The sequence below is a fragment of the Paenibacillus sp. JT22N12 genome (assembly GCF_056269365.1).
Genome location: NZ_JBWDNU010000001.1, coordinates 1,155,431 through 1,180,197 on the forward strand (window position 1 = coordinate 1,155,431; position 24,767 = coordinate 1,180,197).

Annotated in this window: 22 protein-coding genes; 11 read left to right on the forward strand and 11 right to left on the reverse strand. The window is 50.9% G+C overall.

Annotation, left to right across the window (positions count from 1 at the left end; translation table 11 throughout):
* Positions 1-46: 46 nt before the first annotated feature.
* Entirely contained in the window at positions 47-970 is a 924-nt protein-coding gene (locus tag AC0YOA_RS04755; protein ID WP_475785636.1) for an AraC family transcriptional regulator, read from the reverse strand.
* A gap of 233 nt (positions 971-1,203) precedes the next feature.
* On the opposite strand from AC0YOA_RS04755, the gene AC0YOA_RS04760 reads away from it, so the two are divergent.
* Positions 1,204-2,172 (forward strand): quinone oxidoreductase family protein, encoded by a 969-nt coding sequence (locus AC0YOA_RS04760; RefSeq protein WP_475785637.1) that lies wholly within the window; start codon positions 1,204-1,206, stop codon positions 2,170-2,172.
* 135 nt (positions 2,173-2,307) lie between these two features.
* Here AC0YOA_RS04760 and AC0YOA_RS04765 read toward each other — a convergent pair whose 3' ends face one another.
* Positions 2,308-3,759 (reverse strand): hypothetical protein, encoded by a 1,452-nt coding sequence (locus tag AC0YOA_RS04765; RefSeq protein ID WP_475785638.1) that lies wholly within the window; start codon positions 3,757-3,759, stop codon positions 2,308-2,310.
* 346 nt (positions 3,760-4,105) lie between these two features.
* Positions 4,106-5,038: a zinc-binding dehydrogenase gene (locus AC0YOA_RS04770; protein ID WP_475785639.1), complete on the reverse strand. Its 933-nt coding sequence runs from the start codon at positions 5,036-5,038 to the stop codon at positions 4,106-4,108.
* A 108-nt stretch (positions 5,039-5,146) separates the two neighbouring features.
* Here AC0YOA_RS04770 and AC0YOA_RS04775 point away from each other — a divergent pair, with 108 nt between their 5' ends.
* Together AC0YOA_RS04775 and AC0YOA_RS04780 are read left to right on the forward strand one after the other, a co-directional pair.
* Entirely contained in the window at positions 5,147-5,509 is a 363-nt protein-coding gene (locus AC0YOA_RS04775; RefSeq protein ID WP_475785640.1) for a MerR family transcriptional regulator, read from the forward strand.
* A gap of 86 nt (positions 5,510-5,595) precedes the next feature.
* Complete coding sequence (locus AC0YOA_RS04780; RefSeq protein ID WP_475785641.1) at positions 5,596-6,213, forward strand: TVP38/TMEM64 family protein; 618 nt, start codon at positions 5,596-5,598, stop codon at positions 6,211-6,213.
* A 172-nt stretch (positions 6,214-6,385) separates the two neighbouring features.
* On the opposite strand, the gene AC0YOA_RS04785 is transcribed toward AC0YOA_RS04780, so the two are convergent.
* Both AC0YOA_RS04785 and AC0YOA_RS04790 read right to left on the reverse strand, forming a co-directional pair.
* Positions 6,386-7,426 (reverse strand): Gfo/Idh/MocA family protein, encoded by a 1,041-nt coding sequence (locus AC0YOA_RS04785; protein WP_475785642.1) that lies wholly within the window; start codon positions 7,424-7,426, stop codon positions 6,386-6,388.
* Positions 7,427-7,443: 17 nt separating this feature from the next.
* Entirely contained in the window at positions 7,444-8,295 is an 852-nt protein-coding gene (locus AC0YOA_RS04790; RefSeq protein WP_475785806.1) for a sugar phosphate isomerase/epimerase family protein, read from the reverse strand.
* 134 nt (positions 8,296-8,429) lie between these two features.
* Between AC0YOA_RS04790 and AC0YOA_RS04795 the strand changes: the two genes are divergently transcribed.
* Positions 8,430-9,332, forward strand: a complete 903-nt coding sequence (locus AC0YOA_RS04795; protein WP_475785643.1) for a helix-turn-helix transcriptional regulator — start codon at positions 8,430-8,432, stop codon at positions 9,330-9,332.
* A gap of 169 nt (positions 9,333-9,501) precedes the next feature.
* On the opposite strand, the gene AC0YOA_RS04800 is transcribed toward AC0YOA_RS04795, so the two are convergent.
* Together AC0YOA_RS04800 and AC0YOA_RS04805 are read right to left on the reverse strand one after the other, a co-directional pair.
* Complete coding sequence (locus AC0YOA_RS04800) at positions 9,502-9,660, reverse strand: hypothetical protein (protein ID WP_475785644.1); 159 nt, start codon at positions 9,658-9,660, stop codon at positions 9,502-9,504.
* 354 nt (positions 9,661-10,014) lie between these two features.
* Positions 10,015-12,414 (reverse strand): glycoside hydrolase family 95 protein, encoded by a 2,400-nt coding sequence (locus tag AC0YOA_RS04805; RefSeq protein ID WP_475785645.1) that lies wholly within the window; start codon positions 12,412-12,414, stop codon positions 10,015-10,017.
* A gap of 255 nt (positions 12,415-12,669) precedes the next feature.
* On the opposite strand from AC0YOA_RS04805, the gene AC0YOA_RS04810 reads away from it, so the two are divergent.
* The 3 genes from AC0YOA_RS04810 to AC0YOA_RS04820 all read left to right on the forward strand — a co-directional run bounded on the left by AC0YOA_RS04810 (position 12,670) and on the right by AC0YOA_RS04820 (position 16,494).
* Entirely contained in the window at positions 12,670-14,481 is a 1,812-nt protein-coding gene (locus tag AC0YOA_RS04810) for a DEAD/DEAH box helicase (RefSeq protein WP_475785646.1), read from the forward strand.
* Positions 14,478-15,428 carry a YqhG family protein gene (locus tag AC0YOA_RS04815; protein WP_475785647.1) on the forward strand — a complete coding sequence of 317 codons (951 nt, stop codon included), beginning with the start codon at positions 14,478-14,480 and terminating at the stop codon, positions 15,426-15,428. Before AC0YOA_RS04810 ends, AC0YOA_RS04815 begins: the two co-directional genes overlap by 4 nt.
* A gap of 169 nt (positions 15,429-15,597) precedes the next feature.
* Positions 15,598-16,494: a hypothetical protein gene (locus AC0YOA_RS04820; RefSeq protein ID WP_475785648.1), complete on the forward strand. Its 897-nt coding sequence runs from the start codon at positions 15,598-15,600 to the stop codon at positions 16,492-16,494.
* 21 nt (positions 16,495-16,515) lie between these two features.
* Here the strand turns inward: AC0YOA_RS04820 and AC0YOA_RS04825 are convergent, their stop codons facing one another.
* On the reverse strand, positions 16,516-16,704 hold the full coding sequence (locus tag AC0YOA_RS04825; RefSeq protein WP_210039538.1) for a YqzE family protein: 189 nt from the start codon (positions 16,702-16,704) through the stop codon (positions 16,516-16,518).
* Between the two features lie 166 nt (positions 16,705-16,870).
* Here AC0YOA_RS04825 and AC0YOA_RS04830 point away from each other — a divergent pair, with 166 nt between their 5' ends.
* Positions 16,871-17,632 (forward strand): N-acetylmuramoyl-L-alanine amidase family protein, encoded by a 762-nt coding sequence (locus tag AC0YOA_RS04830; protein WP_475785649.1) that lies wholly within the window; start codon positions 16,871-16,873, stop codon positions 17,630-17,632.
* Here the strand turns inward: AC0YOA_RS04830 and AC0YOA_RS04835 are convergent.
* The 3 genes from AC0YOA_RS04835 to AC0YOA_RS04845 form a co-directional block, all read right to left on the reverse strand.
* Positions 17,600-18,427, reverse strand: a complete 828-nt coding sequence (locus tag AC0YOA_RS04835; RefSeq protein WP_475785650.1) for a divergent polysaccharide deacetylase family protein — start codon at positions 18,425-18,427, stop codon at positions 17,600-17,602. The two genes, AC0YOA_RS04830 and AC0YOA_RS04835, sit on opposite strands and share 33 nt — an antisense overlap.
* 136 nt (positions 18,428-18,563) lie before the next feature.
* A complete protein-coding gene (locus AC0YOA_RS04840) occupies positions 18,564-20,198 on the reverse strand; it encodes an MDR family MFS transporter (protein ID WP_475785651.1) in 1,635 nt (544 codons plus the stop codon).
* A gap of 28 nt (positions 20,199-20,226) precedes the next feature.
* Positions 20,227-20,586 carry a MarR family winged helix-turn-helix transcriptional regulator gene (locus AC0YOA_RS04845; RefSeq protein WP_210039542.1) on the reverse strand — a complete coding sequence of 120 codons (360 nt, stop codon included), beginning with the start codon at positions 20,584-20,586 and terminating at the stop codon, positions 20,227-20,229.
* Positions 20,587-20,925: 339 nt separating this feature from the next.
* Between AC0YOA_RS04845 and AC0YOA_RS04850 the strand changes: the two genes are divergently transcribed.
* Genes AC0YOA_RS04850 through AC0YOA_RS04860 form a run of 3 tightly spaced genes read left to right on the forward strand, consistent with a single transcriptional unit; the run spans position 20,926 to position 24,695 of the window.
* The gene (locus AC0YOA_RS04850) at positions 20,926-21,873 is read left to right on the forward strand and encodes a permease (RefSeq protein WP_475785807.1); all 948 of its coding nucleotides are present in this window, start codon (positions 20,926-20,928) and stop codon (positions 21,871-21,873) included.
* Positions 21,870-22,757 carry a TIGR03943 family putative permease subunit gene (locus AC0YOA_RS04855; RefSeq protein ID WP_475785652.1) on the forward strand — a complete coding sequence of 296 codons (888 nt, stop codon included), beginning with the start codon at positions 21,870-21,872 and terminating at the stop codon, positions 22,755-22,757. The genes AC0YOA_RS04850 and AC0YOA_RS04855 overlap by 4 nt, the downstream gene beginning before the upstream one ends.
* Before the next feature lie 39 nt (positions 22,758-22,796).
* The gene (locus AC0YOA_RS04860; RefSeq protein WP_475785653.1) at positions 22,797-24,695 is read left to right on the forward strand and encodes an LTA synthase family protein; all 1,899 of its coding nucleotides are present in this window, start codon (positions 22,797-22,799) and stop codon (positions 24,693-24,695) included.
* Positions 24,696-24,767 lie beyond the last annotated feature (72 nt).

Sequence of the window (24,767 nt, forward strand, 5' to 3'; positions counted from 1 at the left end):
CCGTATATCGTAGAAACCAGTTCCAATATCTAAGCGGACTATTTCCTTACTTTTCTGTGCCCCCAACTGCCCGTATGGCTCGAACATCCCTTAAGGGCGAAAGCCCGAATAGACGTTTGTACTCCCGTATAAACTGTGTCGAGCTTTCATAACCAACCTGCGATGCCGTTCTGGTTACATCAATCGTACCTCCCATAAGCAGTCTTCGTGCCTCTTGAAGTCTAATCCGCTTTTGATATTGAAGCGGCGTCATAGTCGTTACGGCTTTAAATTTGTGATGCAGGTTGGAAACGCTCATGTTTCCCAAATCAGCTAATTGACTGATCGTAAACGGACTGTCGAAATGAGCTGTGATCCAATTAATTACATGGTTTATCCCGGCAGCCTCTTGATGCAAAAGCATTTTACTATAAAAAACATCACCCTCCTCGCCGGTTAAAAGGCGATAAATAAGCTCGCGCTTCGCGGCGGGAGCAAGAAAAGCGACCGCTTGGGCGTCAACGGAAAGCCGAAGAAGCCTTTCACATACCCCAAGCGCTTCAATATTCGATTTCCCAATAAATGCACCGGTGCTTAAGCTTTTATACGAATTGATGTTAACATTTGCCTCCAAAGCAACCGATGATACCTCTTCAGAGGTAAAATTAATTTGCAGCGCAACATATGGTGTTTCTTTTGTGGCTTTCAGAACCTGCCCCTTGATTGGCATGTTGATACTTGAAGCAAGATAATTCCCCGCTCCGTATTCAATTGTTTCCCGCCCGGCATGAAGTACTTTATTTCCTTGTATGACTACACAAACAGAAGGAGCAAGAACCCCTTGCGAGACGGGCGTAGATTTGTTTTCCTTAAGTATGGAGAGAAATGGAATATTCGTATGATAAACTCCATCGTAAAAAGAAAATTGTGAAGTCAGAGTCAAAATTCTACTCAGACAACGTTTAGTATCAGCAGAGATGCTCTCTATCATTTCATCTTCCTTCCCTATCAGTAATTTGCACAAAATAAATACACCGGTGTTTTGATTTATTGGGATTGATAGTTTGCGTTCTCTGATTGTATTATGTCCCTTTTTCGCAGTCTTAGGCAATATTTAAGCACAATCGGACTATTATTGCATCTGAAAATCATTGAAAATAAAGAGGTCAGTGAGCTGACAAACTAAAAAGCAAGCCCATTCCCAGTCTTAAGGAGGAAATCAACATGAAAGCTATGGTTGTCACACAATACGGAGGTCCTGACGTCTTCTCGGAATCCGAAACGCCAGACCTTCATCCAGGACCGGGACAGGTCAGCATTGATGTAACCCACTCTGCTGTCGGATTGATTGATTCTTTCCTTCGCCGCGGTACGATTCCAATTTTTTCGCCGCCCTACGTGCCTGGGTTGGAGGTAGCGGGTACTATCCGTGAATTGGGAGAAGGTGTCACCGACTTTCGAATCGGCGAGCCTGTCGTTACACTTTCTTTGATGAGTTTGGGTGGGTACGCGACTGTTACAGTTGCCGATTCCGCTCTTACCATATCTCTCGATGGATTCAAGATTGACCCGGCGCTTGCCGTGTCGGCGCTCCCGAACGCTGTGACTGCGTATTTGTCCCTGACAAAGGTGGCCCACATTCAAAAAGGTGAGAATGTATTAATCCATGGCGCTATTGGAGGACTGGCATCTGCGTACCCTGCAGTTGCGCGTTCACTTGGAGCATCCCGCATCGTCGGAACGGTTCGAACTGCCTCCAAACTGGAAGCTGCACGTGAATTAGACTATGACGATGTTGTACTGGCCGAAGATTTTCCATCAGCAATAGCAGATGAACAGTTTAATATCGTAGTCGATCCGGTAGGCGGAGATATGCTTGCTTCAAGCTTAGACTTAATGGCTCCACTCGGCCGTGCTCTGCTTGTAGGCAATGCAAGCGAGCATGCAGTGGAAATTTCGAGCAATACATTGTGGTTAAAAAATATAGGGGTTCAGGGATTTAATGTTGGTGGTTATTTGAGTGGAAACCCATCTGCCGGCCGTCCGGCCGCGAAGGCTGTTCTCCAATTACTTGAGGAAGGAAAGATAGATTTTCCGGTGACCCTTCTTCCGCTTCAAAATGCGTCTGAGGCGCATCGAAGGATGGATGCAAAAGAAATAATAGGCAGAATCGTCCTTCGAAATGAATTTTAAAAGTTTCGGAACAGGATCAATTGTGGACAAGGCAGCCGTTTCATTTCGGCTGCCTTTTATGTTTCGTATCAAGCTCATAGTGCCTGGCAGCACGAAGCCTCGTATTTTCGCTGCCAATTGAATAAAGTACGTTGCCTAAGGGGTTTGGCGTATTCGTTTTGCGGTCACAAACAGCAGCATTACGGCGATTAACGCAAAAAGTACATTTCCGATCCAAGCCAAAGAGTCATCCGGCCACAACAATGTTGTCAAAGCAAAGCCCCCCCATGCATATGTCAGCAAAGCTCCGGCAACCAAGGCGAATTGATGCCGCAAGCGCCACTCCTCCTGCCGTGACCAATAGGCAACGAGCGGCGACACGAGGCATAATATGAAGATGCCCATCGTCAGGCCAGCCCAGCTTTCGGGCTTCATAAAAAACAGGCTGGCCGCTGCAAATGCACCCACACCAAGAGGCCATGGCTTTGGCACCGGGCGGGCCGAAGGAACATCAGGACTCCTTTTCTTTTTAATAACAAAGGCGACAGCAATCAGCGCGAGCGCCGCAGAGGCTGCACACATCAACTGTATTGGCGAAGCCAGGAATTTTTCATCGGCGTATATAAAGCTGAAAACAATGGCACAACCCATAAGATACAAACCGCCGGTTATGATCAGACCCGCCTTTCCTAACCAGGGTACCGTCATTCTGGCAGGCGTCATCATCTCTACAAGTGCAACAGGAACGGCGATACTCCATATGACATGCCCCATCACAAAAGCCAGGGTGTTGTAGGCGCTGATCCCCAGCACGGGAATAGGTGTGACTTTCTGGGATTCAAGGTCTAAGAAGGCCTGGTTAAAGAGCGATTGATCCACCAGACCCGCCTCAATAACGCCATATGCCGCAGCCAAGAGGAAGAGGGACGGCCAACCGCGGCCGGTACGACGGACCAGCTCTCGAATGAGCAGGGCACCTCCGCCGTACAGTGGCACAATAAGCGGAAATCCGGGAAGGTTCCGGAGCGGACTGACTCCCAGTAAAAATTCACCCACCCATGGTGCAAGAAGGAGCAGGCCCAGCGCTGGAGCAAGGCGGCGGAGCCGTACTGAAGACAGGATTGAATTGCCGGATGGATTCTTCGTTCCTCTCTCCCGAATCCTGCATGCAACGTTTGCGATCAAGCCAAGACATACCCCTGCCATGAAGCGGACAGCAAGTATTCTGATAAAGATCACGAAGCGAATAACTATCTCTTCCCCTGCCGGGCTGAAGAAATCTTTCAAATTTCCCTTGAGCTCAGGCAAATTATTGTCCATGGTGATCTGATGAGTTACCGCAACAAAAAGGCCCAGCAGCGTACCTAGAACGATAAAGTCATAAAACGGCCTTTTGTTCTTCCGTAACAAGGCAATACCAAGATAGATCACAAACGGACCCGCAGAAAGCGCCTTATATAGAGGCGACTCCAGCGAAAGCAGCTGCAAGTCTTCAATGACCACGCAGGGAATCGCGATTGCAGCCAACACCATAAGCAGCACCAGCGGCATATCTGTACGCAAAGCTGCTATCCGCCGTTTCTTTAACCCCTCTATTTGCTTTTTCATCGGAGTGGATCCCTCCTTCATCACGAAATTTGATTATACATATAATTTTTTGATCGATTAATCAAATAATATTCTCTACAGTTTAATGTGTCAATAGTAAACACACACAAAATCCCGGTTATTCGAAATTTCCCGCTCGTGGTGGATGCCTTTCCTTGGTTAAGGGAAAGTATCGCCTGCTCCCTTCGGCCCTGGAGTGACTCAAGTGCCGGGTCTATAATAAGAAAGGAGCAGCTGTCTGCACAGCTGCTCCACTCTACCCTAAATCCAAATCCGGAATAAACCATGCAGCCACTCCCGGTACCAATGATCATTTCTTCCATTCCAGTGATTGTAAAATGTCATATTAAGAAACAGTAAGCACCGCCTTGCCAGCGATACGACGGTTTAAGAGACTTTGGGCAACCTCAGCAATTTCAGTCCAGGATGACTCCCGGGCCACTTGCGGATGCAATCGTCCCTCAGCAACCATCTGAGCTAATCGGCCGAGATCCTTCGATACACCCTGCCGGTCTCCAATCCCATCAAGGACAAGTACACCATCGGGTACGGACTTTAGCCGGGCTTCTAATGTCATCTCAGGCTCTGTTGCAGCTCCAACGTTAACACAGCGGCCGCCGGATTCAAGAAAAGACGAAACAATGCTTAACGATTTTCCACCCAACGTATCCACGATGAAATCGTAAGGTCCTGATGAATGAGCTGCAGCAGCGTCTTCTCCAACGACTATATTGTGTCTTCCTGTCTTTCGGAGACTCGCGGCGCGTTCTTCGCGCCGTACAAGCGCAGTAACTGCAGCGCCTGCTTGATGAGCCAGTTGGCAGGCAAAATGGCCTACACCGCCCGATGCTCCGGTGACCAGGACATTGCGATTAAGTAGAAACCCGCCTCTCTCCAGAGCATATAAAGCTGTGAGGCCAGCGACGGGCAGCGCAGCAGCTTGAGCAAAAGTGACATTTTCGGGAATCTTCTCTAAAAAGGCCGTTGGAACAGCCACAAATTCTGCCCATGATCCGGAAGGGACCATTCCAAAGACTCTTGTTCCGATTGGCGGTCCAGATCCATCTGCTGCCGGTTGTTCGATTACTCCTGACAGATCCCACCCTGGCCGCCATCCCGCAGCCGCTCTCGTTGAGGTGCGGACCTCGCCAAGATTGAGTGAGACGGCAGAGACACGAACAAGTGCTTCAGATGAAGCAGGGCGGGGCGACTCCACATTGTCAATCTTGAGACGTCCTTCGATTGCAGGACAAACAACAATGGCTCGAATAGTACTCATTATGCATCTCCTTCTCTTCTTCTTGCATTTTGACATGGTGCTGCTGGACGAGTAGAGTATAAACTATAAAGTATAGTTGAAGGTCAATCCTTTTTTGGGGTGATTCTCATGAGAATTAATACGTTGGCACAAAAAACAGGCTTAGCGGCTCCCGCCATCCGATTTTATGAAAAGGAAGGCCTTCTGGATGCAAGCCATGTACAGCGAGGAGAAAATAACTATCGTGAATTCTGCCAGGAGGCAGTTGAGCATCTTCAGTTGATCAAAAAGGTTCAGAATGCAGGATTTACGATAACGGAGATAAAAGAAGTGATTCAAGCCTATGAGGCAAATGAGCTATCCCTATCAAGGAAGGTTGAGATTCTCCGTCAAAAAATGCAGGAGATTGAAAGAAAACAAAACGAATTGGAACAAGTTCAAACGCATATCTCACGAATGCTGGCGAATAAGCTGGCGTTGATGGAAGCTTAGGAAAAAGCCGATTTAATAAGCTCCACAGATATTGAGTTGTACAAAGATAAGATAAACTCAATGCTTCAACCCATAAGGAGATTGCAATGAAATTATGGCAGACCTTACTGATCTATGCGGCCGCAATTATATGCCTGCTGATCTACAGGCAGGAAATAACCGATTGGATGATGTACAGCCGTCCATCTTATCTGACTATGTTTTTGCTCAGCCTGTGCTTTCTGCTGTTCCCCGTGCTGCCCTTCAAGATTATTATCGGCATGCTCGGCTTTATCTACGGACCGCTTATTGGCGCTGCGATCAGTTGGGCTGCGGCTTCCACCGCATCAGTCATTGTTTATCTGGTTGTGCGCATATATTTTCAGAAGAAGGGCAGAGCCTACCTGGCTAAATATAAAAGGCTTGAGAAATGGACGGTTCTGATGGAAAAGAATCCGTTTCTGGTCATCTTCCTGGCCAGAATAATTCCTGTATTTCCGCAAGGCATCGTCAATATCTATCCTGCTTTTCTGTCCATTAATCTCCTCACCTACACGGCCGCTTCCTCTTTAGGCAAAATACCGGCAATGCTGGTATTCTCATACCTTGGAAAAAATATATTCTCCGATCTCTCAAACGCATTCCTGGTCATTGGCATATACAGCGCTTTCCTGCTGCTGGTCTACCTCATATATCGTCTATGGCTGAAAAACCGACTGGTATAGCTTTCAATTGAGAGGATGTTAAGCGCGGAAAATAGCAAAAAAGGCGTTGGAAGTTCAACGCCTTTTTGGAACACCAATAACGTATGAATTTACATCTTTGCACTCCTTGTGGTACTAAAACCGAAGAAACCGGCTGCCGCCGATGGACGGCAGCAGCCGGTTCTTCTTACTATTAAACCTGCGGTGACGGTTCGTTCTTGCTCCTCAGCGTTACCGCCTCTCCCCTGCGGTCGGCAGAGAGGATCTCGGCTTCAATGATTTCAAGCGAACCAAGCGTGCTCGCGGGCTCCGCAGTCGTGATCGGAGTATCGTTCATGACCGATTCCACATAATAACGAATTTCCCGGTAGTAGCCCATATCCGGAGACAGCTCGGCGATGAAGCCGGGAGCGTCATTGGGATTTACTTTCACCTGATTGTTCTCGAATACGATATTGCCCTTTTCAAAATTAACCCTGTACACCATCGAGAAACCGTAATCCCCCTGCAAGGTCCAATCGCACTGGGCATTGATAACTTTACCGTCCGCATAGCTGTAGTTGGTCGATACGATATCATAGCCGCTGCCCGGCACAACATTACGGCTCATGGACAATACCTTCTCAGGCTTGCCGAAAATCCAGTGAATGGCATCCGTGTCATGGATATGCATGTCCAGCATCGCGCCGCCGCTTTTCTCCCCAATCCGGAACCAGCCATCCGGCGTCGCGCCGCCGCGGAAGAAATACCCCCCTGTAGCTGCGCCGAAACGTCCGGAATCCACCGTTTCCTTCAAATATTCATAAGCCGGCCAGAAGCGCAGGCATTGACCAATCATCAATTTCTTGCCGCTTTGCTCCGCTGCTGCAATCATCCGCCTGCCATCCGCGGAATTCAGCGCCATCGGTTTCTCGCAGAGCACATGATAACCGCGGCCCAGCAGATCGCAGGTCAAGTCGGCGTGCAAATAAGTAGGAAGCGTGATACTGACCATATCCAGCTGCTCGCTGCTGAGCATCTCTTCAATGTCCGCATACAGACGGTATTTCGACAAATCGGTGATTTGGGAATCCGTCGCGATATTGCCCTCCACCTTCTGATGTTTCAGTTCCTCGATCAGAAGATCGCAAATGGCGACAAGCTCCACCTCCACTCCCTCTGCCTGAAGCCTTACATAGTTCTCCATATGCATGTGGCCCATAAATCCGAAGCCGATCAGTCCAACCTTTAGCATCGTCTCTTCATCCTCCCTTAAGCTCTTGCCGAATCGTTCAAAATCGCATCTATGGAACGGGACGTATTATAGATAATCTGTGTGGAATGATGAGTATACGAAGGAATCATTTCCGCCGTCACATAGTTCGTATAGCCGATTTCCCGAAGGGCCTCGACCACAGCCGGGTAGTTGACGTCGCCAGCCAGCAAATCCACAAAACCGACCAGGCCTCCAGCCTCTCTGCGGTAATCCTTAAAATGCACCTTCTTGATCCGGCTGCCCAAAATCCGCACCCAATGCTCGGGATAACCGGAATAAACCACATTTCCTACATCAAAGTAGGAGCCGACAAAGTCCGAACCCACGGCATCAATAAAGCCCCTCATTTCCAGCGGCGACAGCAAAAACTTGTTCCAGACATTCTCGATACCGATGTGAACGCCTGCGGCTTCGGCATCCGCGGCCAGCAGCTTAATCGCCGCCAGTGCGCGGTCATAAGCGATATCATAAGGTACAACCGGGTAACCGGGGATAAAATCAACGCCAACGCCGCCCGGAATAACGAGAATAGCGTCAACGCCAAAAGCTGCCGCAAGCTCCAGCTGTTTTTTGCAAATGGAGATCGCTTTGTCACGAATCGCCCCGTCGTCGCTTGTCATGGCATAATCCCAATACAAGCCTGTCGCGAGCCCGCTGATTTCAATACCGGCATCCGCAGCCAATTGGCGGATTTCGCTGATTTTGGCGTCCGTAATGTCAAGACCCAGCTCGCCGCCCTCGGTCAAAGCCAGTTCAATGCCGTCAAACCCGGCATCCTTGGCGATCCGGATGCATTCTGCAATGGGCATGCCGTCCGGAAACGACCAAATATTAATTCCTTTTTTCATCATTAAAACCTCCCATAACCTGTATTTGGACAATACCGTTTGCCAACGAAACGTCATTTATGTTAAATAAGTAATAGCTAAAGCTATTTTAACAATAGAACAGTCTGAAATATTTAGCGAAAGGAGATCAATTTTTGGACAATTCCGGTTTCCTATATCCTCTTCGCAAGCAGGTTCCCTTTCGCGACTGGTCACCCAGCGTGCATTATGCCAAATTTCAAAAAATGCCGGAGGGTCCGCTCGATGGCAGGCGGATCTATGACTTTGAGCTGCTTTATGTCCGCCAGGGACAAGCTGCCACCTGGATCGGCGGCGAGCGCCACGATATTGCGCCCGGACAATTAATCTTTATCCCGGCGGGTGTTTACCACCGCAACGAGGTGCTTTCTTCCTATGCGCAGTTTATGGGCATTCATTTTGATTTTCAGGATGAGCTGGATATTGTGAGCGAGGTGGATATGGTCGTGAACGAAGCGGCCGTCCAGGAGATCAAGTTCGGAGTGGAAGCGCTGGCCGAGGGCTTCGAGCCGCTTTCGGAGAAGCTCGTCTACACGCCTACCCCATTATGCGTCCAGCTGATGGAGCAGATCGTGCATGAATTTACGATGCGCCCGCCAGCTTATCACTTGCTCTGCAAAGCGCTGATGCTGCAGGTATTGGGGCTGCTCCTGCGCTCGCAGAGAACTTACAATCCCGTCAACCTGCCGCTTCAGGGCGACCGGATTCTGGAAATGATGACGGCCATGGAGGCCGACCCGGCTGCTTCATGGTCCAATCCGGTTCTGGCCGAGCAGCTTGCTATGAATCAGGATCATATGATCAAGGTCTTCAAGAAGGTCGCAGGCATGCCGCCGGGGGAATATGTGCAGATGCTCAGGCACAGGGAGGCAAGAAGGCTGCTGCGGGAGACGAATTTGTCGGTAGGAGAGATTGGAGCGCAGGTTGGCTATCCGGATATTCATTATTTCAGCCGCTTATTCCGCAGCAGCGAAGGAATACCCCCGAAGGCTTACCGGAATCTGGCCCGTATTCTGTAGGACGGGGCGGCTTGATGGCAAGGGTACCTCTCTCCAGACCAAATCGGGCTACGCTCGTTATTGCTTCATGCGGCAATATGCTGCCGCCCTGCATCTGAACCACCTTCCTTACAAGGAGAGTGGTTCATTGCATCGCATTGCATTACATTTAACAGAGCATTCGGCTTTATCAATCCACATCCTTATTTGATTTTCCAGTTACTTCCTTCATCTTCCTCCTCTTCTTTTCCTTATGATCCATATAAAACAGAAGCGAAAAAAGCAGCACACCCAGTATAACGATTATCCATCGAACGGTTGGCGGCATCATCAAAAATGAATAAGTCATAATGAAACACCTCCCCTGAATCGTGTATTGATAAACTCAATTTTCACGGCTGCGAAAGTTGAGTTATAAACGTATAGAATTTTTATATGTTCAGCGCTATAAATTTCTATAAGTTTTTTGTCGGAATAACGCGCTTTGCCGTCAAAGGGCGTCGATAGCTGGTTCCTCTTGGATTAATATCCATTATAAAGGTTTTAATTGTAAAAAAAACCTTTATTAAGTTCATTTTTAAAATTTGTCCTTTGAATACAGATTTCGTCCTCCATGGAAGGATTCCATTACAGCCCGGTTTACGTAAAGCAGGCCTTCCCTTTTGAGAGAAGGCCTGCTTTCATCCCAGCCGCTACGCAACCATCAGGAAACAACAGAGCTTTCGACGGCCGTAAGCGTGTACGTTTTACCTGGTTCGGTATCAAATGAAATCAAGCTGCCCGGCATAAGCTCCGCAGCGATTTCTCTGCCATTCTCCGACACAATAACGGACGAGTCTGCATGCACCAGACAACGCCCTCCCTGTCCGGAAGTTATGGCAGCCTCCTTCAAGCGGCCGCTATTCCAAGTAAGATCCACTTCGAAGTCTCCCCTTGCCTTGAGCCCTCTTACCCAGCCGCTTTCCCATACATCCGGCAGCGCCGGCAGCAGGTGAATAAATCCCTTCTGGGATTGCAGCAGCAGCTCCGCAATGCCGGCGGTAACGCCGAAATTGCCATCGATCTGAAATGGCGGATGGGCGTCGAACAAATTCGCATACACTCCGCCATGGTGATAATTCGTATTCTTTTTATCTTCGACCAGACGAAGCAAATTAGAAATCAGGGCAAACGCCCGATTGCCGTCCATGAACCTCGCCCACAAATTCACCTTCCACGCCAGACTCCAGCCGGTTCCATCATCCCCCCGCCGCTCAAGCGAACGCTCCGCTGCGGCGAACCACTCCGGCGTATCTTCTCCAGTGAGCTGACGGCCAGGAAAAACACCGTAAAGATGGGACACATGGCGATGATTCACGTCTTCATCCTCAAAGTCCAGACTCCACTCCTGAAGCTGGCCGTATTGTCCGATCTGCAGAGGCAGCAGCCGCTCGCGCGCTTTGGTCAATTCCTCGCGGAAGGTTTCATCGGCATCCAGCCTCAGAGAAGCCTCGATACAATTGGTGAACAGCTCCCAAATGAGCGCCATATCCATGGTCGACGCCCGGCTGACCCCAGCAAGCGAACCGTCAGGCGCTACAAACTTATGCTCAGGCGAGGTTGACGGGGCTGTAACAAGATTGCCCTGTTCATCTTCAATCAACCAATCCAGGTAAAAATGGGCTGCCTCTTTCAGCACCGGAAACGCGCGGTCGCGCAAGAAAGAATCGTCCTGCGTAAAGCTGTAATGCTCCCATAGATGCTGGCACAGCCACGCGGCGCCCATCGGCCACAACGCCCACAATGGATCGCCATGGCCGTAATCCCCAGCCGGCGATGTCAGGCACCAAATATCCGTATTATGATGAGCCGTCCATCCCCTGGCCCCATAATTGACCTTGGCGGTTGAGGCACCATTGACCGATAAATTCTCAATGATCTGCATTAATGGTTCATGGCATTCCGACAAATTGCAGCTCTCCGCCGGCCAATAATTCATTTGCGTATTGATGTTGATCGTATAATTGCTGCTCCAGGGCGGCCTCACCTCCTGATTCCATATCCCCTGCAGGTTGGCAGGCTGGCTGTCCTGACGGGAGCTGGCAATCATCAAATAACGCCCGTAATGAAACAACAGTTCAACCAGCGCCGGATCAGCGGCTCCGAATTCTTCAATTCGCCGGTCGGTCGGCACACTTGCGGCAGCTGATGAATTCCCCAAATGAATGTCTACACGATCAAAAAGTCTGCGGTAATCATCAACATGGGACTTAAGAAGCTCTTCATATGATTTGATCATGGCAGCGCTTAATTGCTCTTTCGTGATTACTGCCGGATTTCTCCCCTCGACCGAAGGGATCCTGTCAAAGCCCTGAAAGCTTGTTGCGGCGCCAAAGAATAGCGTAACGGAGTCCGCATCCGACACATGCAGCCCGTCGGCATCGGTATGGAGTGTGCCCCCTGTATTTACTGCGCCCAGACGTCCTGTGAAGCTCATCGCTCTGTTCGACGCGCCATCCCCATACACGATTGGCCGGTCGGTTGGATAATAGCTGGGATCCACATTCTCGGGAGCTGTCCCGTGCAGAACATGCTGCTGATCCTCCTGACTCGTACGGGAGCGCAGCTGGCTTGTCAGACTGGCGCTGAAGCTGATCATACCGGGACGGTCGGCCTGCAAACGCATAATGATCGCCTGATCCGGGTAGGAGGCGAAGGTCTCCCTGGTATAGGTCACCTCTCCAATCTGATAGGTCAAACAAGAAAGCGCTCTCTCTATATCGAGGATGCGTTCATATGAACCTGCAATATCGCCATGATAGAATTGAAGATGCAAATCGCCAAGCGGAAGGTATGATTGCGTATACGGGCCCAGCATTTCTCTGGACAGTTTGTAAGCGTCCGTGAATTTCTCTTCGGCGAGCAAACGTCTGACCTCCGGCAGCACTTCCAGCGAATGAGGATTATTGAATTCTCTCGGGCTTCCGGACCATAACGTATCCTCATTCAGCTGAATCCGTTCTTGTTCCACCCCGCTGAAGATCATACCCCCGAGCCGGCCATTTCCTATTGGAAGCGCCTCCACCCAGGAATGAGCCGGCTGCTTGTAATGAAGCTTCTTCATGGTTATTCTCCTTCCTCTCGCTCAATATCATCTAAATCATAGTTCGTTCAGAGTCGGTTTGCAAGAGTAATAACGTCTGCTGATTAAGCTGACTTACGAGACATCATCCGGCTCCGCCGTCCATAGGATTGACGGTGCGGCCCTTGCGCCGGACGCACCTTCTGCCATTATTTCTCCGACCCTCTTATGAATTGCCGGCTTGAAGGTCATACTAAGGACAATCAATCCAATTCCTTCCTCGGAAAGGAGTCCTTCATGGCCCACTCTACAAACCATCCGCAGCAGTCGGAGTCCACTTCCGGTCCTGGTCCTGCAGGCCGCAAACTGCATCCGAATGCTCCGCTTTATTTTGACCGCAGCTGGTTCGATCAGCTTCAGGACAAAGTCGACCGCAACGGTCCATGGGACGACTGGACCATGTATCAGCTGGCTGTCGAAGCCGAGCAGACCAAGCTGATCAGCAGCTTCGACGATCTCCAGTGCATACGCAGCCTGCCCGCGCTTGAGCCGATGCCGCATCAGATCAGCACCGCCCGCAAGGTGCTGCACGAGATGAGCGGCCGTGCCATTCTCGCTGATGAGGTGGGGCTTGGCAAGACGATCGAAGCCGGTCTGATCCTCAAGGAGTATCTTGTTCGGGGGCTCGTCCGCCGCGCGCTTATTCTGGTACCCGCTTCACTCGTTCTCCAGTGGGTACGCGAGCTGAATCAGAAATTCGGTATCGCCGCAATCGCCCAGAAGAAAGAGCATACCTGGCAGCATGACATTGTCGTGGCCTCCATCGATACGGCGAAAAGAGATCCGCACCGGGATATGCTGCTGAGCCAGGATTACGATCTGCTCATTATAGACGAAGCCCATAAGCTCAAGAACAAAAAAACAACCAACTACCAGTTCGTCAATCTGCTCCGCAAAAAGTATTGCCTGCTTCTGACCGCAACGCCCGTACAAAACAACCTGGACGAGCTGTATAACCTGATTACGCTGCTCAAGCCCGGACAGCTTGGCGGTCAAAGCGAATTCGCCAGCAATTTTGTCGTGGACAAGCGTATTCCCAAGAATGAGGGCCAATTGCAAGAAACGCTGTCTACAGTTATGATCCGCAATCGCCGCGGCGACGGCGGAATTAGCTTTACGAGACGGATCGTCAAAAATATCCCGCTTTCGCTCTCTAATGAAGAGCAGGCGCTTTATGATGCCGTGACGAGATTCGTAAAAGAGCGCTATGAGGAAAGCGATGGCGATCTGAGCAGCATGCTTTCGCTGGTCACGCTCCAGCGCGAGGTGTGCAGCAGCCGCGACGCCGTCTTCCTCACCTTGGTGAATATGTTCAAGAAGACGCCGGAGGATTCGCCTAAACGCGCCAAGATCTGGGAGCTGGTCGAAGTCATCCGCGGCATTCAGGCCAACACCAAGGCGGAGAAAACGTTGGAGCTTGTACGCGCCATGGATGACAAGGTCATTGTCTTCACGGAGTACCGCGCAACGCAGGAATACCTGCTGCAGTATTTCCGTTCGCAAAATATTACCGCCGTACCGTATCGCGGAGGCATGAATCGGGGTAAGAAAGATTGGATGATGGATTTATTCCGCGGCCGCGCCCAGGTGCTGATTGCAACCGAGGCCGGGGGCGAAGGGATAAATCTCCAATTCTGCCACAACATGATCAACTTTGATCTGCCCTGGAATCCGATGCGGGTTGAGCAGCGGATCGGCCGGGTCCACAGGCTGGGTCAAACCAGCGACGTGAACATTTTCAACTTGTGTACGCTGGGAACGATCGAGGAGCATATTGTGTCCCTGCTGCATGAGAAAATCAATCTCTTCGAGCTGGTAATCGGCGAGCTGGATCATATTCTGGAACGTTTCGACAAGAAAGAAACGCTCGAACAGAAGCTGGCGCGCGTCATGCTGGAGTCCGGGAACTCCGCGGAGCTGCGCAAACAGATCGACGATCTGGGCAACTCCCTGAACCGGATCCGCAGCGAAGTAGAATCCGAATCGTCCCAAGGGCTTGAAGCCATTGATGCCATGCTGGATGCAGTAGGCCAGGAGGTGAGACCTTGAACGAGCGTCAGGTCCATAAATTTGTCCAGCGTTATCTGGAGGCAACAAATTGTCATGTAATGGAGAAATCGCCTGCTCATTACCTGGTCAAGCTTTCGCCCAAAGCGGACCGGGAGCTCATGAACCGGACCTATTATTGGGGGTTCATCGACCGAACCGGCGCTGAGCCCGAAACAATGTCGCTGCTGCTTGTTACCGACAAGCAGAAATATGACGAGGCTGCCGCGCAGGAGAAAATCCGCACCGAGAAAACTGCCGCTCCATCCGAAGCGGATCAGGCGGCGGAAGCTGCGCTCAGCCGCACGCGCGGCTTCCTTCACGGCACCTTGAATACGGCGGCGAGAGTGCCGCGCGAGGATTTGCATTACGGCTCTCACAAGCTGAAGCAGCTGTTCGATTCCGCCCGGCATAACGGCAGCTACGTCTGTCTGTTCCAGGAGCCCGAGAAGCGCAGCGCCCACCCTCTCCAATCCACGGCTTATACCGCGTGGCTTGGAGTGAATTTGAAAGTGGAATTCGCCTGCGATATGAAACGGGAGGAAATTCACTCCTTTGGCGTTTCACTGGCAACCGGACAATGCGTGGAACGCTTTTACGACCGGATTACGCAGCATCGGATGACACCCAAGCTGCCGCCCAATATACACACCGCCAAAAACGCATTAACGCTTAACAAAGCGGCGACCATCGCGGAACAAACGCTGGAGCGGAAGCTGAAGACCTACGATTACGCCTGGGCGGCTGCAGCCGCGGCAAGGCTCGATGAAGAGCTTGTCACTCTCCATCACTATTATGAGCCTCTGCTTGCTTCCATTGACGAGGAGCAGCGTACGCTCATTACCGAGCAGTTTCAGCGGAGGCAGGATGAAATCCGCTGGCAGTACGAGCCGCGGGTGAGTGTATCCGCCATAAACTGCGGAATCTTCTATCTGGAAGGAATCGGCTGACACCGGAAACGACAGGAAACCGGAGGATCCTTGGTTTCTTCGCAGCAATACGGCAAAAAAAGAACGGAGCTTGTCCGCTTCGGCGCGACAGGTTCCAACACCCTTTTCAGACAGGCTTGATTACAATGACGTTATGACCCAAACCCATGAAAGAAGCAGGTGATAGCTCATGCACAAACGAACTCCGTTATTCGCCGCCATTATTTTGCTCATGGTCAGCAGCCATGTTTCGGCAGCGGCCGCAGCGGAAGCGAATGCTTCTTTATCTCTTGAGAATCCATCACAGCTGCAGACGCAGGTACGAGCATGGATGGATATTTTGTCTGAGCAGCAGCAATTTCATACCTGGAAAAACGCTGAATCCGCCATTGTTCCGCTTGGTCCGGGCACACATGGCTATCTTGTCACGGTCATCCTGGACCGCCAGCCCATCGGCTACATGATCGTCAATGCCACTGAGCAGGGCGGGTATGCCCTCGGTGAATACGGTGTCGGGCGCCACCCAATTTTTGATCCCAATACGCTGTACCTTTCATTGGTACGGCAAGGACTTATTGAATCTTATGCCGAAGCAACAAAAAAGCCGCTCCGGCTGGAACGTATATACGTCCATCCATTGCTGGCTGTTTGGAAATGGGATGCCCCTGATGGACAAGCCTATTATCTGGATGCCTGGACCGGCGGGGCACTTCCGGTCAATGATGCCATGTGGCAGAAGCAATTGTCAGTCAAGCCGCTGGACCTTGCTGCGGACGAGGAGGCAAGCACACTTACAAGCCTGTCCGGGTCCCGTTTAAACAGCGCATTCGATCCCTATGAAACCATGCCGTGGCTGACAAAATCTCCGCTCATGATTGAACAGCCAGGCTCATTGCTTAAGCTTCTGGATGATCAGGCGAAATTACGATACACAGCCGAGCTGTTCGATCAGACTGTTCTCCATGTCTGGCCTGCCGTCGGGTACCACACATGGAATGACCAAAACGTTTACGTGGCTTTCGATCAGCAGGGCACGCGTTATGTCCCGATGGAAATGCTGGTTGGCAATGGCCTTTTCTATCAATAATGGCGGATTGAAGCTTGATTTTTATCTTCCGCTTCGGCTGCGCCACCAGAGCGCGACGCCGAGAGGCGCGATTCCAAACCATTTTGTCAGCCAAGGCTCGCGTGATGCTTTGGCTGTTTGGCGTGATTGTTTGCGTTCATCCTTGGATGTTTCCACGTATTGAACAAACTGCTCGGTCACATATTTGACCCACTCATCGCTATCTGCCATCTTCTTCGCCTCCTTCGTTTATATTCATTCCTGCGTTTACGCCTTCACCGCATGTTCATTCATTACCTTTAGTCTCCCCTTCAATTGTTTCGCCCAAACATGAATGAGTTTCCTTCATCTGTGCCAGTCTAAGGAGAGTGAACCTGATAGTGGAGGAATGACTAAGATGCTCCAACGACCGCGTTATCTGACAAAGAATTATTTCAAAAAATGGCTGTTCCGGGCAACTGCGATCTGCCTGGCCAGCTTCTGCTGCCTCGGTTTTCAACAAGAAGTTTCCGCGGGTGCTGAGCCATTACCTGAAGGGCAAAAGACCGCCGCTGTTCCGGAATACCACAGAGCACTGCCGACTACTGACGTCATTATTGATGTAGGCCATGGAGGCATAGACGGCGGCGCCCATTATGAAGATTTGCTCGAGAAGGATATCAACCTTGCTGTAGCGAAGAAGCTTTATTCGCTGCTGCGGGGCTATGGCATCCGTACCGTCCTTAACCGGGATGGCGATTACGCCTTAAGCGATGACAACCGCTGGCATTCGAGCCGCTCCCGGCATAAGCGCGATTTGTCCCAGCGCAGCCAATTGTCCGGCGAGATTCACAGCCGGCTTATGGTGAGCCTGCATGTCAACTGGACCAGGAATCCAAAACGCTATGGTCCTCTCGTGCTCCATCAGGACCAAGGGGAAAGCGCACTGCTGGCCTTCTGCATCCAAGATGCCCTGAACCGCCAGCAGAATACCAACAGATTGCCCGAGATCGGCAAACCCTTCTATCTGCTCAATGTTGTCAAACAACCGGCCGTCATTGTCGAAATGGGCTTCATCAGCCACGCCGGAGACCGCCGGATGCTGACAGATCCCCGCCGGCAGCAGGAAATTGCCGACGCGATCGCATCAGGGGTGCGGAATTATGTCCTTCTCCGATGAGGGGGTGAGCATCTCGGAAAGCCGGACGAAGTTCATGCTTTGCTGCAGCCTCGGGATGGTAATCTTGAGTACTGCGGCTGTTTTCTTGCCCGGAACACCGACATGCCCGATAGCAACGCCCGTCGCGTGAGAATCCATATGCTTGTGCAGGATGCCCAGCTGCTTGGCGATATGACTTTCCGTATATACATCATCGAGAAAAACATCATTCGAGAGCAGCGGCACACCTAGCTCCGCAGCGATCTTGGGAATTACGGTCTTGTAGGTGGTGCGGCTGTCCAGGAAGAACATCCCGTGTTCCTTCACTACTGTCAGGACGATGCGCATGATATGCTCGTCCGCCGTTACCTTCGATCCCATATGATTGTTCATGCCGATGGCATACGGAACATCCTTGATGGCCGCTTCCGTCCGATGGCGCACCTCCTTGTCGCTTAAGGCCGAGGTAATGGCTCCGGGACCAAGCCATTCCCGTTTGCCGCTGTTCGGTTCCATCGGCATATGCACCAGCACATCATGGCCGCGTTTATGCGCCATTTCCGCGTCATGCCTGGTCATGTGCATGAAAGGCATGACAGCGACGGTGAAATGAACAGGCAAATTCAGCATTTCCTTCGTTCCATCCGATCCATTGCCAAAGTCGTCAATGACGATGGCAACCTGTCTGTCCTCAGGGCTTCCAGCGTCTTGGATTTTTGCCCCTTCAAGCCCATCGGCAGCCGTATGGTAACTCATCTGTACGCTGATCAGCAGCAACAGGATCAGCGACATCCGTTTTATCCGGTTGTTCATCATTATAGAACCGCCTGCTTTCCCTTCGAGTTACACTCATTGTTTGTGTGCGAAGGGCAAAATATGTGCGGATGACGGACGTAAACACAAAAAAAACCCTTCCCATAACTGGGAAAGGTTTTTTTTCCGGACATTTCCTTTAGTGCATCATGGGTGCCGCTTCTTTTCTTTCTTTGCGGGATTTCTTATCCGGCTGCGACAGCTTGATTTTGCCGATCATCAGACTCATCACAACGCCTAATATGATAAAAGCAAGACCGACCCAAAACACATGCTGCAGCGAACTGATCAGCGTGTGCTTCAATATAGGCGATACCTTCTCGACAAAAGACGCCGGCAGCGCTTTGAGAATATCCGGACTCAGCAGCATGGAATAGACGCTTTGCGGATCGCTGTGAATGCCGTCAATCATCTTGGCCGCAGTACCCGTCTGGTCATCCATGCCGGTGAGCACCGGCTGCAGATCCTTCGTCAGAAGCTTGCCTGATTGGCTGTTCATCACGGCGCCAAGCACCGTCATACCAAAGGTCCCCCCGATGGAGCGGAAAAATTGGCTGGAGGAGGTTACGACGCCCAGCTCCGATTTAGGGAAGCTTTCCTGCAAAGCCAGCGTCAGAAGCGGCATTACGAATCCCATGCCGAAGCCCATCACCATCATAATGCCCGATGCGCTGAGCTTGGTTGTATCAATATCCATGGTCGTAAGCAGCATGAATCCTACCGCCATAATAATCATACCAAGGATCATCTGTATTTTGATCCCGATCTTGTATACAATTTGCCCTGCGATAATGCTGGTAATAATCATGGTAATCATGAGCGGCGTCATGACCGTGCCGGATGCGGAAGCGCTGATTCCGACAATACCCTGCATAAACAATGGAACGAACATGATCGCGCCGAACATGCCGACGGACATCAGGAAACCGATCGCGTTGATTGTGCTGAATACCCGGTTTTTGAACAGCTTGAGCGGAAGAATCGGTTCCTGGGCTTTTGCTTCAATCATAAGGAAGGCGGCGATAGCCACAGCAGCCAGTGCGAACAATCCAATGATTTGCCACGAAGCCCAAGCGTAATCCACGCCGCCGAATGTCAAGGCCAGCAGCAGGCTGACAACACCGACAATCATGGTAAGCATGCCCGGTATATCAAAAACAACCTTGCCTTCAGTTTTGTGCTTCGGAAGTGCCAGAGCGATCAGAACGACGGCAAGAAGACCTACGGGAAGATTGATATAGAACACCCAGCGCCAGTTTAGCGAATCTACGATCCAGCCCCCGACCTGAGGGCCAATGACGGACGATAATCCGAATACGGCACCAAAAGCCCCCATCCACTTGGCGCGTTCCTTGCCGGTGAAGATGTCCCCGATAATGATCATGGCCATCGGCATAATAATACCGCCGCCGATACCCTGCATCGCACGGAAAATAATGAGCCAGGTCATATCCTGCGCGGTTCCGCACAAAGCAGATGCCCCGATAAAAACGATAAGGCCAGTTACATAGACGACCCGTCTTCCGATCAAATCCGCCAGTTTGCCTGCTATCGGTACGACAACGGTTGAGGTCAGCATATACGCTGTCGTCAGCCATGCCATGAGACCAAGTCCTCCAAGATCCCCAACAATCCTTGGCATCGCTGTACCGACAATGGTCTGATCCAATGCCGCAAACAGCATGGCAATCATCAAACCGAGAATTAATAATCCTTTTCCCTTTCGGACTGTGTCCGTGGGAGTTTCGCTCTTTACAGCGCCAGTTGTTTCCATTCTTGCTCCTCCTTTTAACCTTGTCAAACTAGTCCTTGATGATCTTCTCAAGCGTAACAAGCATATTCTCTATCTCATCCACACTCAGCTTGCTGAAATATTGCCCGATCAGTTCATTATTCTGCTCTTCAAGCCGCTTGCTCGCAGCCCGGCCGGCATCTGTGATCTGCAGCAAAACAACGCGGCGGTCGTTATGGTCAGGAAGACGAACGACAAAATCCAGAAGCACCAATCTGTCGATCATCACGGAGATCGCGCTCGGCTTGACGCCCATCTGTTCAGCCAATGCGGTTACTTTAAGCGGTCCGTTATCCCGGATTATAAATAAAATAATAGACTGGGGTATGGTCATTTCCGATTTGTAGTTGTTTGCAAATTCATGAGCCATTTTCCTTCTGAGTGTTTGAAGCACACCCCTGAAACGCTCAGCGTGCGCATTCATATTGGTTTCTATAAGTTTTGAACCCCCCGTCAATTTACTTAGGTCATGTAATATTTAAACAATGAAAACTTTAGATAACTTAAGTAATATTAAATCCGAAGCCCAATAAAGTCAACCGGGAATTAAAAAAATAATTTCCAGATGGCCTTTTTTTGCTTTAGCTGACGCTTTGCCTGCTTTTACTCTCATTTCTTGCAATTCTTTTATCCCTATGTTTAAATTACTAACAGTTATTTTTACTATTATATTGAGATAAAGAGACGAGCTTTTGCAGACTCAACAAATATTGTAAGAAACGAAGCCTGGCGGGAGGTACTTGTGAAAACATTTCTGCAGCTGAACACCATATTCCTCAGCATGATTATGGAAGCCATACCGTTCGTGCTGGTGGGGGTCATCGTCTCCGGACTTATTCAGAGCTTTCTGACGGAAAAATGGATCGCCCGCATCATGCCGCGGAACCGTTTCTTCTCCACGCTGCTTGGCTGCGGCATCGGGATTTTTTTCCCGGCCTGCGAATGTGGAATCGTGCCGATTACAAGGCGCCTCCTGGGCAAGGGCGTGCCGCTTAATGCCGGCATCGCTTTTATGCTGACCGGGCCGATTATTAACCCCATTGTGCTGTTCGCTACCTATATCGCATTCGGCAACGACTGGCGGATGGCCGCGATTCGCGCAGGTGCAGCGATTGTTGTCGCTTTCACGGTTTCAATCGCCATTTCGTTCCTGTTTCGCGAGCTGCCGTTCCGCGGCGGCGTTCCGGCAAGCTCACTCGTGGCTGCCGCGATCGAGCAGCCTGCTGCAGCCCCCGCTTGGCCGCCGCTGCATCTGAAGCTGCTCGACGTGATGCAGCATGCGGTCGAGGAATTTTTCTCGGTCGGCAAGTTCCTCGTGCTGGGCGCTTTTATCGCGGCCTCCATGCAGACTTTTATTCCGACCTCGTCTCTTATTCATCTTGGCAGCAATCCGGTTACATCGATTCTTGTCATGATTGTGCTCGCGTTCGTTATGTCGCTGTGCTCCGAGGCGGATGCCTTCATCGCATCCTCGTTCCGCAGTACATTCTCGATCGGATCAATTTCGGCGTTCCTCGTCTTCGGACCTATGATCGATATTAAAAATACGATGATGCTGCTGGGCGTATTTAATGGGAGATTCGTCGCAGCGCTGATCGGTCTTGTGACGGTCAGCACGCTGCTGACCTCCCTCTTGGTCGGGAGGTTGTTCGGATGACGAGCCTGTATGTTTTGGCAGGCTTCGCCCTGATGTTTCTGCAGCTTCACCTGAATGGGAACCTCAACAAATATATCAATATGAAATATGCCTACCTGTCGGTCAGCGCGATCGTTCTGCTCGCGGTCTTGTTTATCTTCGAGTTCTTGCGGTTAAACCGGCAGGAGCGGGCGGAAAAGCGGGCGAAAGCTCATGAGAACAGCCATACCCGCCATGAAGGGCATTCCCATTCGCATCATGACGATCATGGCCACTCTCACGGCGAATCCTCCAGGCTGAAGCGTACGCTCGGCTATATCGTGCTGATCTTCCCGATTTTGACCGGTCTTTTGCTTCCGGTTCAGACTCTTGATTCAAGCTTCGTCAAGGCCAAAGGCTTCTCATTCCCGAGTCTCAATGTTTCGGCAGAAAATCCGGGTTATCATCAGTTTCTAAAGCCGGATACGAGTGTGTTCTATGGTAAAGCGGGCTACAAGAAGGTTTCGCAGGCGGAGTTGTCCAATTTCGCCAATCAACGTAAAATTATCCTGTCCGACCAAAATTATTTGACCGGTTTGGAGGCAATCTATAATTATCCGATAAGCTTTTCGGGAAAATCGATCGGTTTTGACGGGTTCGTGTATAAAGGCGAGCAGGTGGACGACAACCATTATTTCGTGTTTCGCTTCGGCTTCATCCATTGTGTTGCGGACTCCGGCGTCTTCGGCATGCTTGTCGAGTTTCCGAAGGGAACCGTTTTGAAGGACGATGAATGGGTTCATGTGTCCGGCACGCTGACATCGGAGCTGTACCAGCCTTTCAAGCAGACCGTTCCGGTGCTCAGGACCTTGTCCTGGAACGATATAGCGGCGCCATCCGATCCTTATGTTTATCGTACTTTTTAACGCCTATAATAAGCTTTGCCAAAGAGGAGAGGATTGGTTTTGGTTAATCGTTTTCGATGGGGCGTCCTTCTGCAAAAGCCCTTTATTTTCTTTTCCATCCTGATGATTTTGAAAATGCTGCTCGTCTGGAGCGTTGTATTCAAAGAAACCGGCGGCAGCTTCGGCATGACGCTGCTGACCGGCATTCCGTCGATCTGGTTTATATTTTGCCTGATCGAGAGCTTCGCCTACCGGAAGAAGCTGGGTACCTATTTGGCTGTCGATCTCGTCCTGACCATCGTTTATTTTGCGGTGATCATGTATTACAAGTATTTTGGCGTCATTGTCACCTACCACGAGCTTCGCCAGGTAAATCAGGTATCGGAGGTCAACAGCAGCGTCATTTCCCTGATGGACCCTTATTATCTGTTTATCTTCACGGATATTATAGTCCTGTTCATTCTGATGCTGACCAACCGGCGTTTTCGCGCCTGGGGACGGGGATTGTCCGTACGGGAGAGCCGCAGCTGGTTTGCAGCCGGACAGGTGCTCGCGCTTGCCGCATGCGTATTGTCCGTCCTTCCTTACCATGGCGGCATGAATGAGTTCCAGCAGGCCCAAAGCATGGGGATCATCAACTATGAAGCCTATGCGGCCTTTGCCCCCTCCAAGGACCTGAAGATCGAACCACAGTCGGTGACCCCCGCTATGGTTGCGCAGGTGAAGGGCGCCGCGGAGCCGGAACAGCCGGCATTCTGGAGTGCCGCCAAAGGGAAAAACGTGATTATCGTTCAGCTGGAGGCTTTCCAGAACTTTCTGGTCGATCTGAAGATAGACGGGAAGGAAATTACGCCCAACATGAACGCTCTCGTCCACGACCATTTTTATTTCCCGCATTTTTTCCAGCAGGTCGGTCAGGGCAATACGGCCGATGCCGAATTTGTGGTCAACACCTCTCTCTATGTTCCGCCGAACGGCGCGGCCTCTGAGATCTATGCGGACCGGGCGCTGCCAAGCATGCCCAAGCTGCTTGGAGCAAACGGCTATCAAACGGCTACGTTCCATACAAACAGCGTCATATTCTGGAACCGGGATCAGCTGTACAAGGCGCTTGGCTGGGGCAAGTATTATGACGACAAGTTTTTCGGCAAAAGCGATCTGGTCTCGTTCGGTGCCTCCGACGAAGTGCTTTATGCCAAAACTGCCGAAGAGCTGGCTCGCTTCCAGGAGAGCGGCAAGCCCTTTTACGCCCAAATCATCTCGATGTCCGGTCACCATCCGTTCCGCATCCCGGCCGCCAAATTCAAGATGGAGCTGCCGAAGCGCTACAAGGGAACTCTCGTCGGCGATTATATTCAGTCGCAAAATTATGCAGACTACGCACTCGGTCAATTCATTGACGAGCTGAAGAAGAACGGCGTCTGGGACAACAGCGTTATCGTGCTGTACGGCGACCACCAGGGGCTGCCGATCTATTCCCTCAACAATAAGGAAAAAAAGCTGATGAAGGAAATCTACAGCCGCGACTACAGTCTTCCGGATATGATGAACATTCCGCTCGTCATCTCCGTGCCCAATGAACAGCCTCAGGTCTTCCAGCAGGTCGGAGGACAGTCGGATATCTATCCTACAGTGGCGAATCTGATCGGCGTCCCGCTTAAGGATCAGGTGATTTTTGGCCGGGATATACTGAACCAGACCGCCAATGTGCTGCCGGAGCGTTATTACCTACCCTCAGGCTCCTTCATTACGGCCAAAGGCGCATTTGTCCCGGGCTCCGGTTACGCGGACGGCATCACTTACCCGCTGGAAGGCGGTAAGGTCACCAAGCCGCTGGATGCCAAGAGCGAATACGACAAGGCCCACAGGCTCATCAGCATGTCCGATGAGTTCGTCTCTTCCCTGCCTGCTGTCAGCGATAGCGGGGACAAGACGGCTCCAGGTCAGGAAAGCAAATAAGCTGGAGATAACGAAAAGTTTTACGCCGCCAAATAGGAAGAAGCTCACTTTGCCTCCCTTGGCGGCAGAGTA

Excerpts from the sequence above, each read along its gene's own strand:
- AC0YOA_RS04805 (WP_475785645.1), bottom strand. The coding sequence starts at position 12,414 with ATGAAGAAGCTTCATTACAAGCAGCCGGCTCATTCCTGGGTGGAGGCG.
- AC0YOA_RS04835 (WP_475785650.1), bottom strand. The coding sequence starts at position 18,427 with ATGATGAACAACCGGATAAAACGGATGTCGCTGATCCTGTTGCTGCTG.
- AC0YOA_RS04840 (WP_475785651.1), bottom strand. The coding sequence starts at position 20,198 with ATGGAAACAACTGGCGCTGTAAAGAGCGAAACTCCCACGGACACAGTC.
- AC0YOA_RS04810 (WP_475785646.1), top strand. The coding sequence starts at position 12,670 with ATGGCCCACTCTACAAACCATCCGCAGCAGTCGGAGTCCACTTCCGGT.
- AC0YOA_RS04825 (WP_210039538.1), bottom strand. The coding sequence starts at position 16,704 with ATGGCAGATAGCGATGAGTGGGTCAAATATGTGACCGAGCAGTTTGTT.
- AC0YOA_RS04855 (WP_475785652.1), top strand. The coding sequence starts at position 21,870 with ATGACGAGCCTGTATGTTTTGGCAGGCTTCGCCCTGATGTTTCTGCAG.
- AC0YOA_RS04820 (WP_475785648.1), top strand. The coding sequence starts at position 15,598 with ATGCACAAACGAACTCCGTTATTCGCCGCCATTATTTTGCTCATGGTC.
- AC0YOA_RS04845 (WP_210039542.1), bottom strand. The coding sequence starts at position 20,586 with ATGGCTCATGAATTTGCAAACAACTACAAATCGGAAATGACCATACCC.
- AC0YOA_RS04800 (WP_475785644.1), bottom strand. The coding sequence starts at position 9,660 with ATGACTTATTCATTTTTGATGATGCCGCCAACCGTTCGATGGATAATC.
- AC0YOA_RS04785 (WP_475785642.1), bottom strand. The coding sequence starts at position 7,426 with ATGCTAAAGGTTGGACTGATCGGCTTCGGATTTATGGGCCACATGCAT.
- AC0YOA_RS04830 (WP_475785649.1), top strand. The coding sequence starts at position 16,871 with ATGCTCCAACGACCGCGTTATCTGACAAAGAATTATTTCAAAAAATGG.
- AC0YOA_RS04790 (WP_475785806.1), bottom strand. The coding sequence starts at position 8,295 with ATGAAAAAAGGAATTAATATTTGGTCGTTTCCGGACGGCATGCCCATT.
- AC0YOA_RS04760 (WP_475785637.1), top strand. The coding sequence starts at position 1,204 with ATGAAAGCTATGGTTGTCACACAATACGGAGGTCCTGACGTCTTCTCG.
- AC0YOA_RS04780 (WP_475785641.1), top strand. The coding sequence starts at position 5,596 with ATGAAATTATGGCAGACCTTACTGATCTATGCGGCCGCAATTATATGC.
- AC0YOA_RS04770 (WP_475785639.1), bottom strand. The coding sequence starts at position 5,038 with ATGAGTACTATTCGAGCCATTGTTGTTTGTCCTGCAATCGAAGGACGT.
- AC0YOA_RS04755 (WP_475785636.1), bottom strand. The coding sequence starts at position 970 with ATGATAGAGAGCATCTCTGCTGATACTAAACGTTGTCTGAGTAGAATT.
- AC0YOA_RS04765 (WP_475785638.1), bottom strand. The coding sequence starts at position 3,759 with ATGAAAAAGCAAATAGAGGGGTTAAAGAAACGGCGGATAGCAGCTTTG.
- AC0YOA_RS04775 (WP_475785640.1), top strand. The coding sequence starts at position 5,147 with ATGAGAATTAATACGTTGGCACAAAAAACAGGCTTAGCGGCTCCCGCC.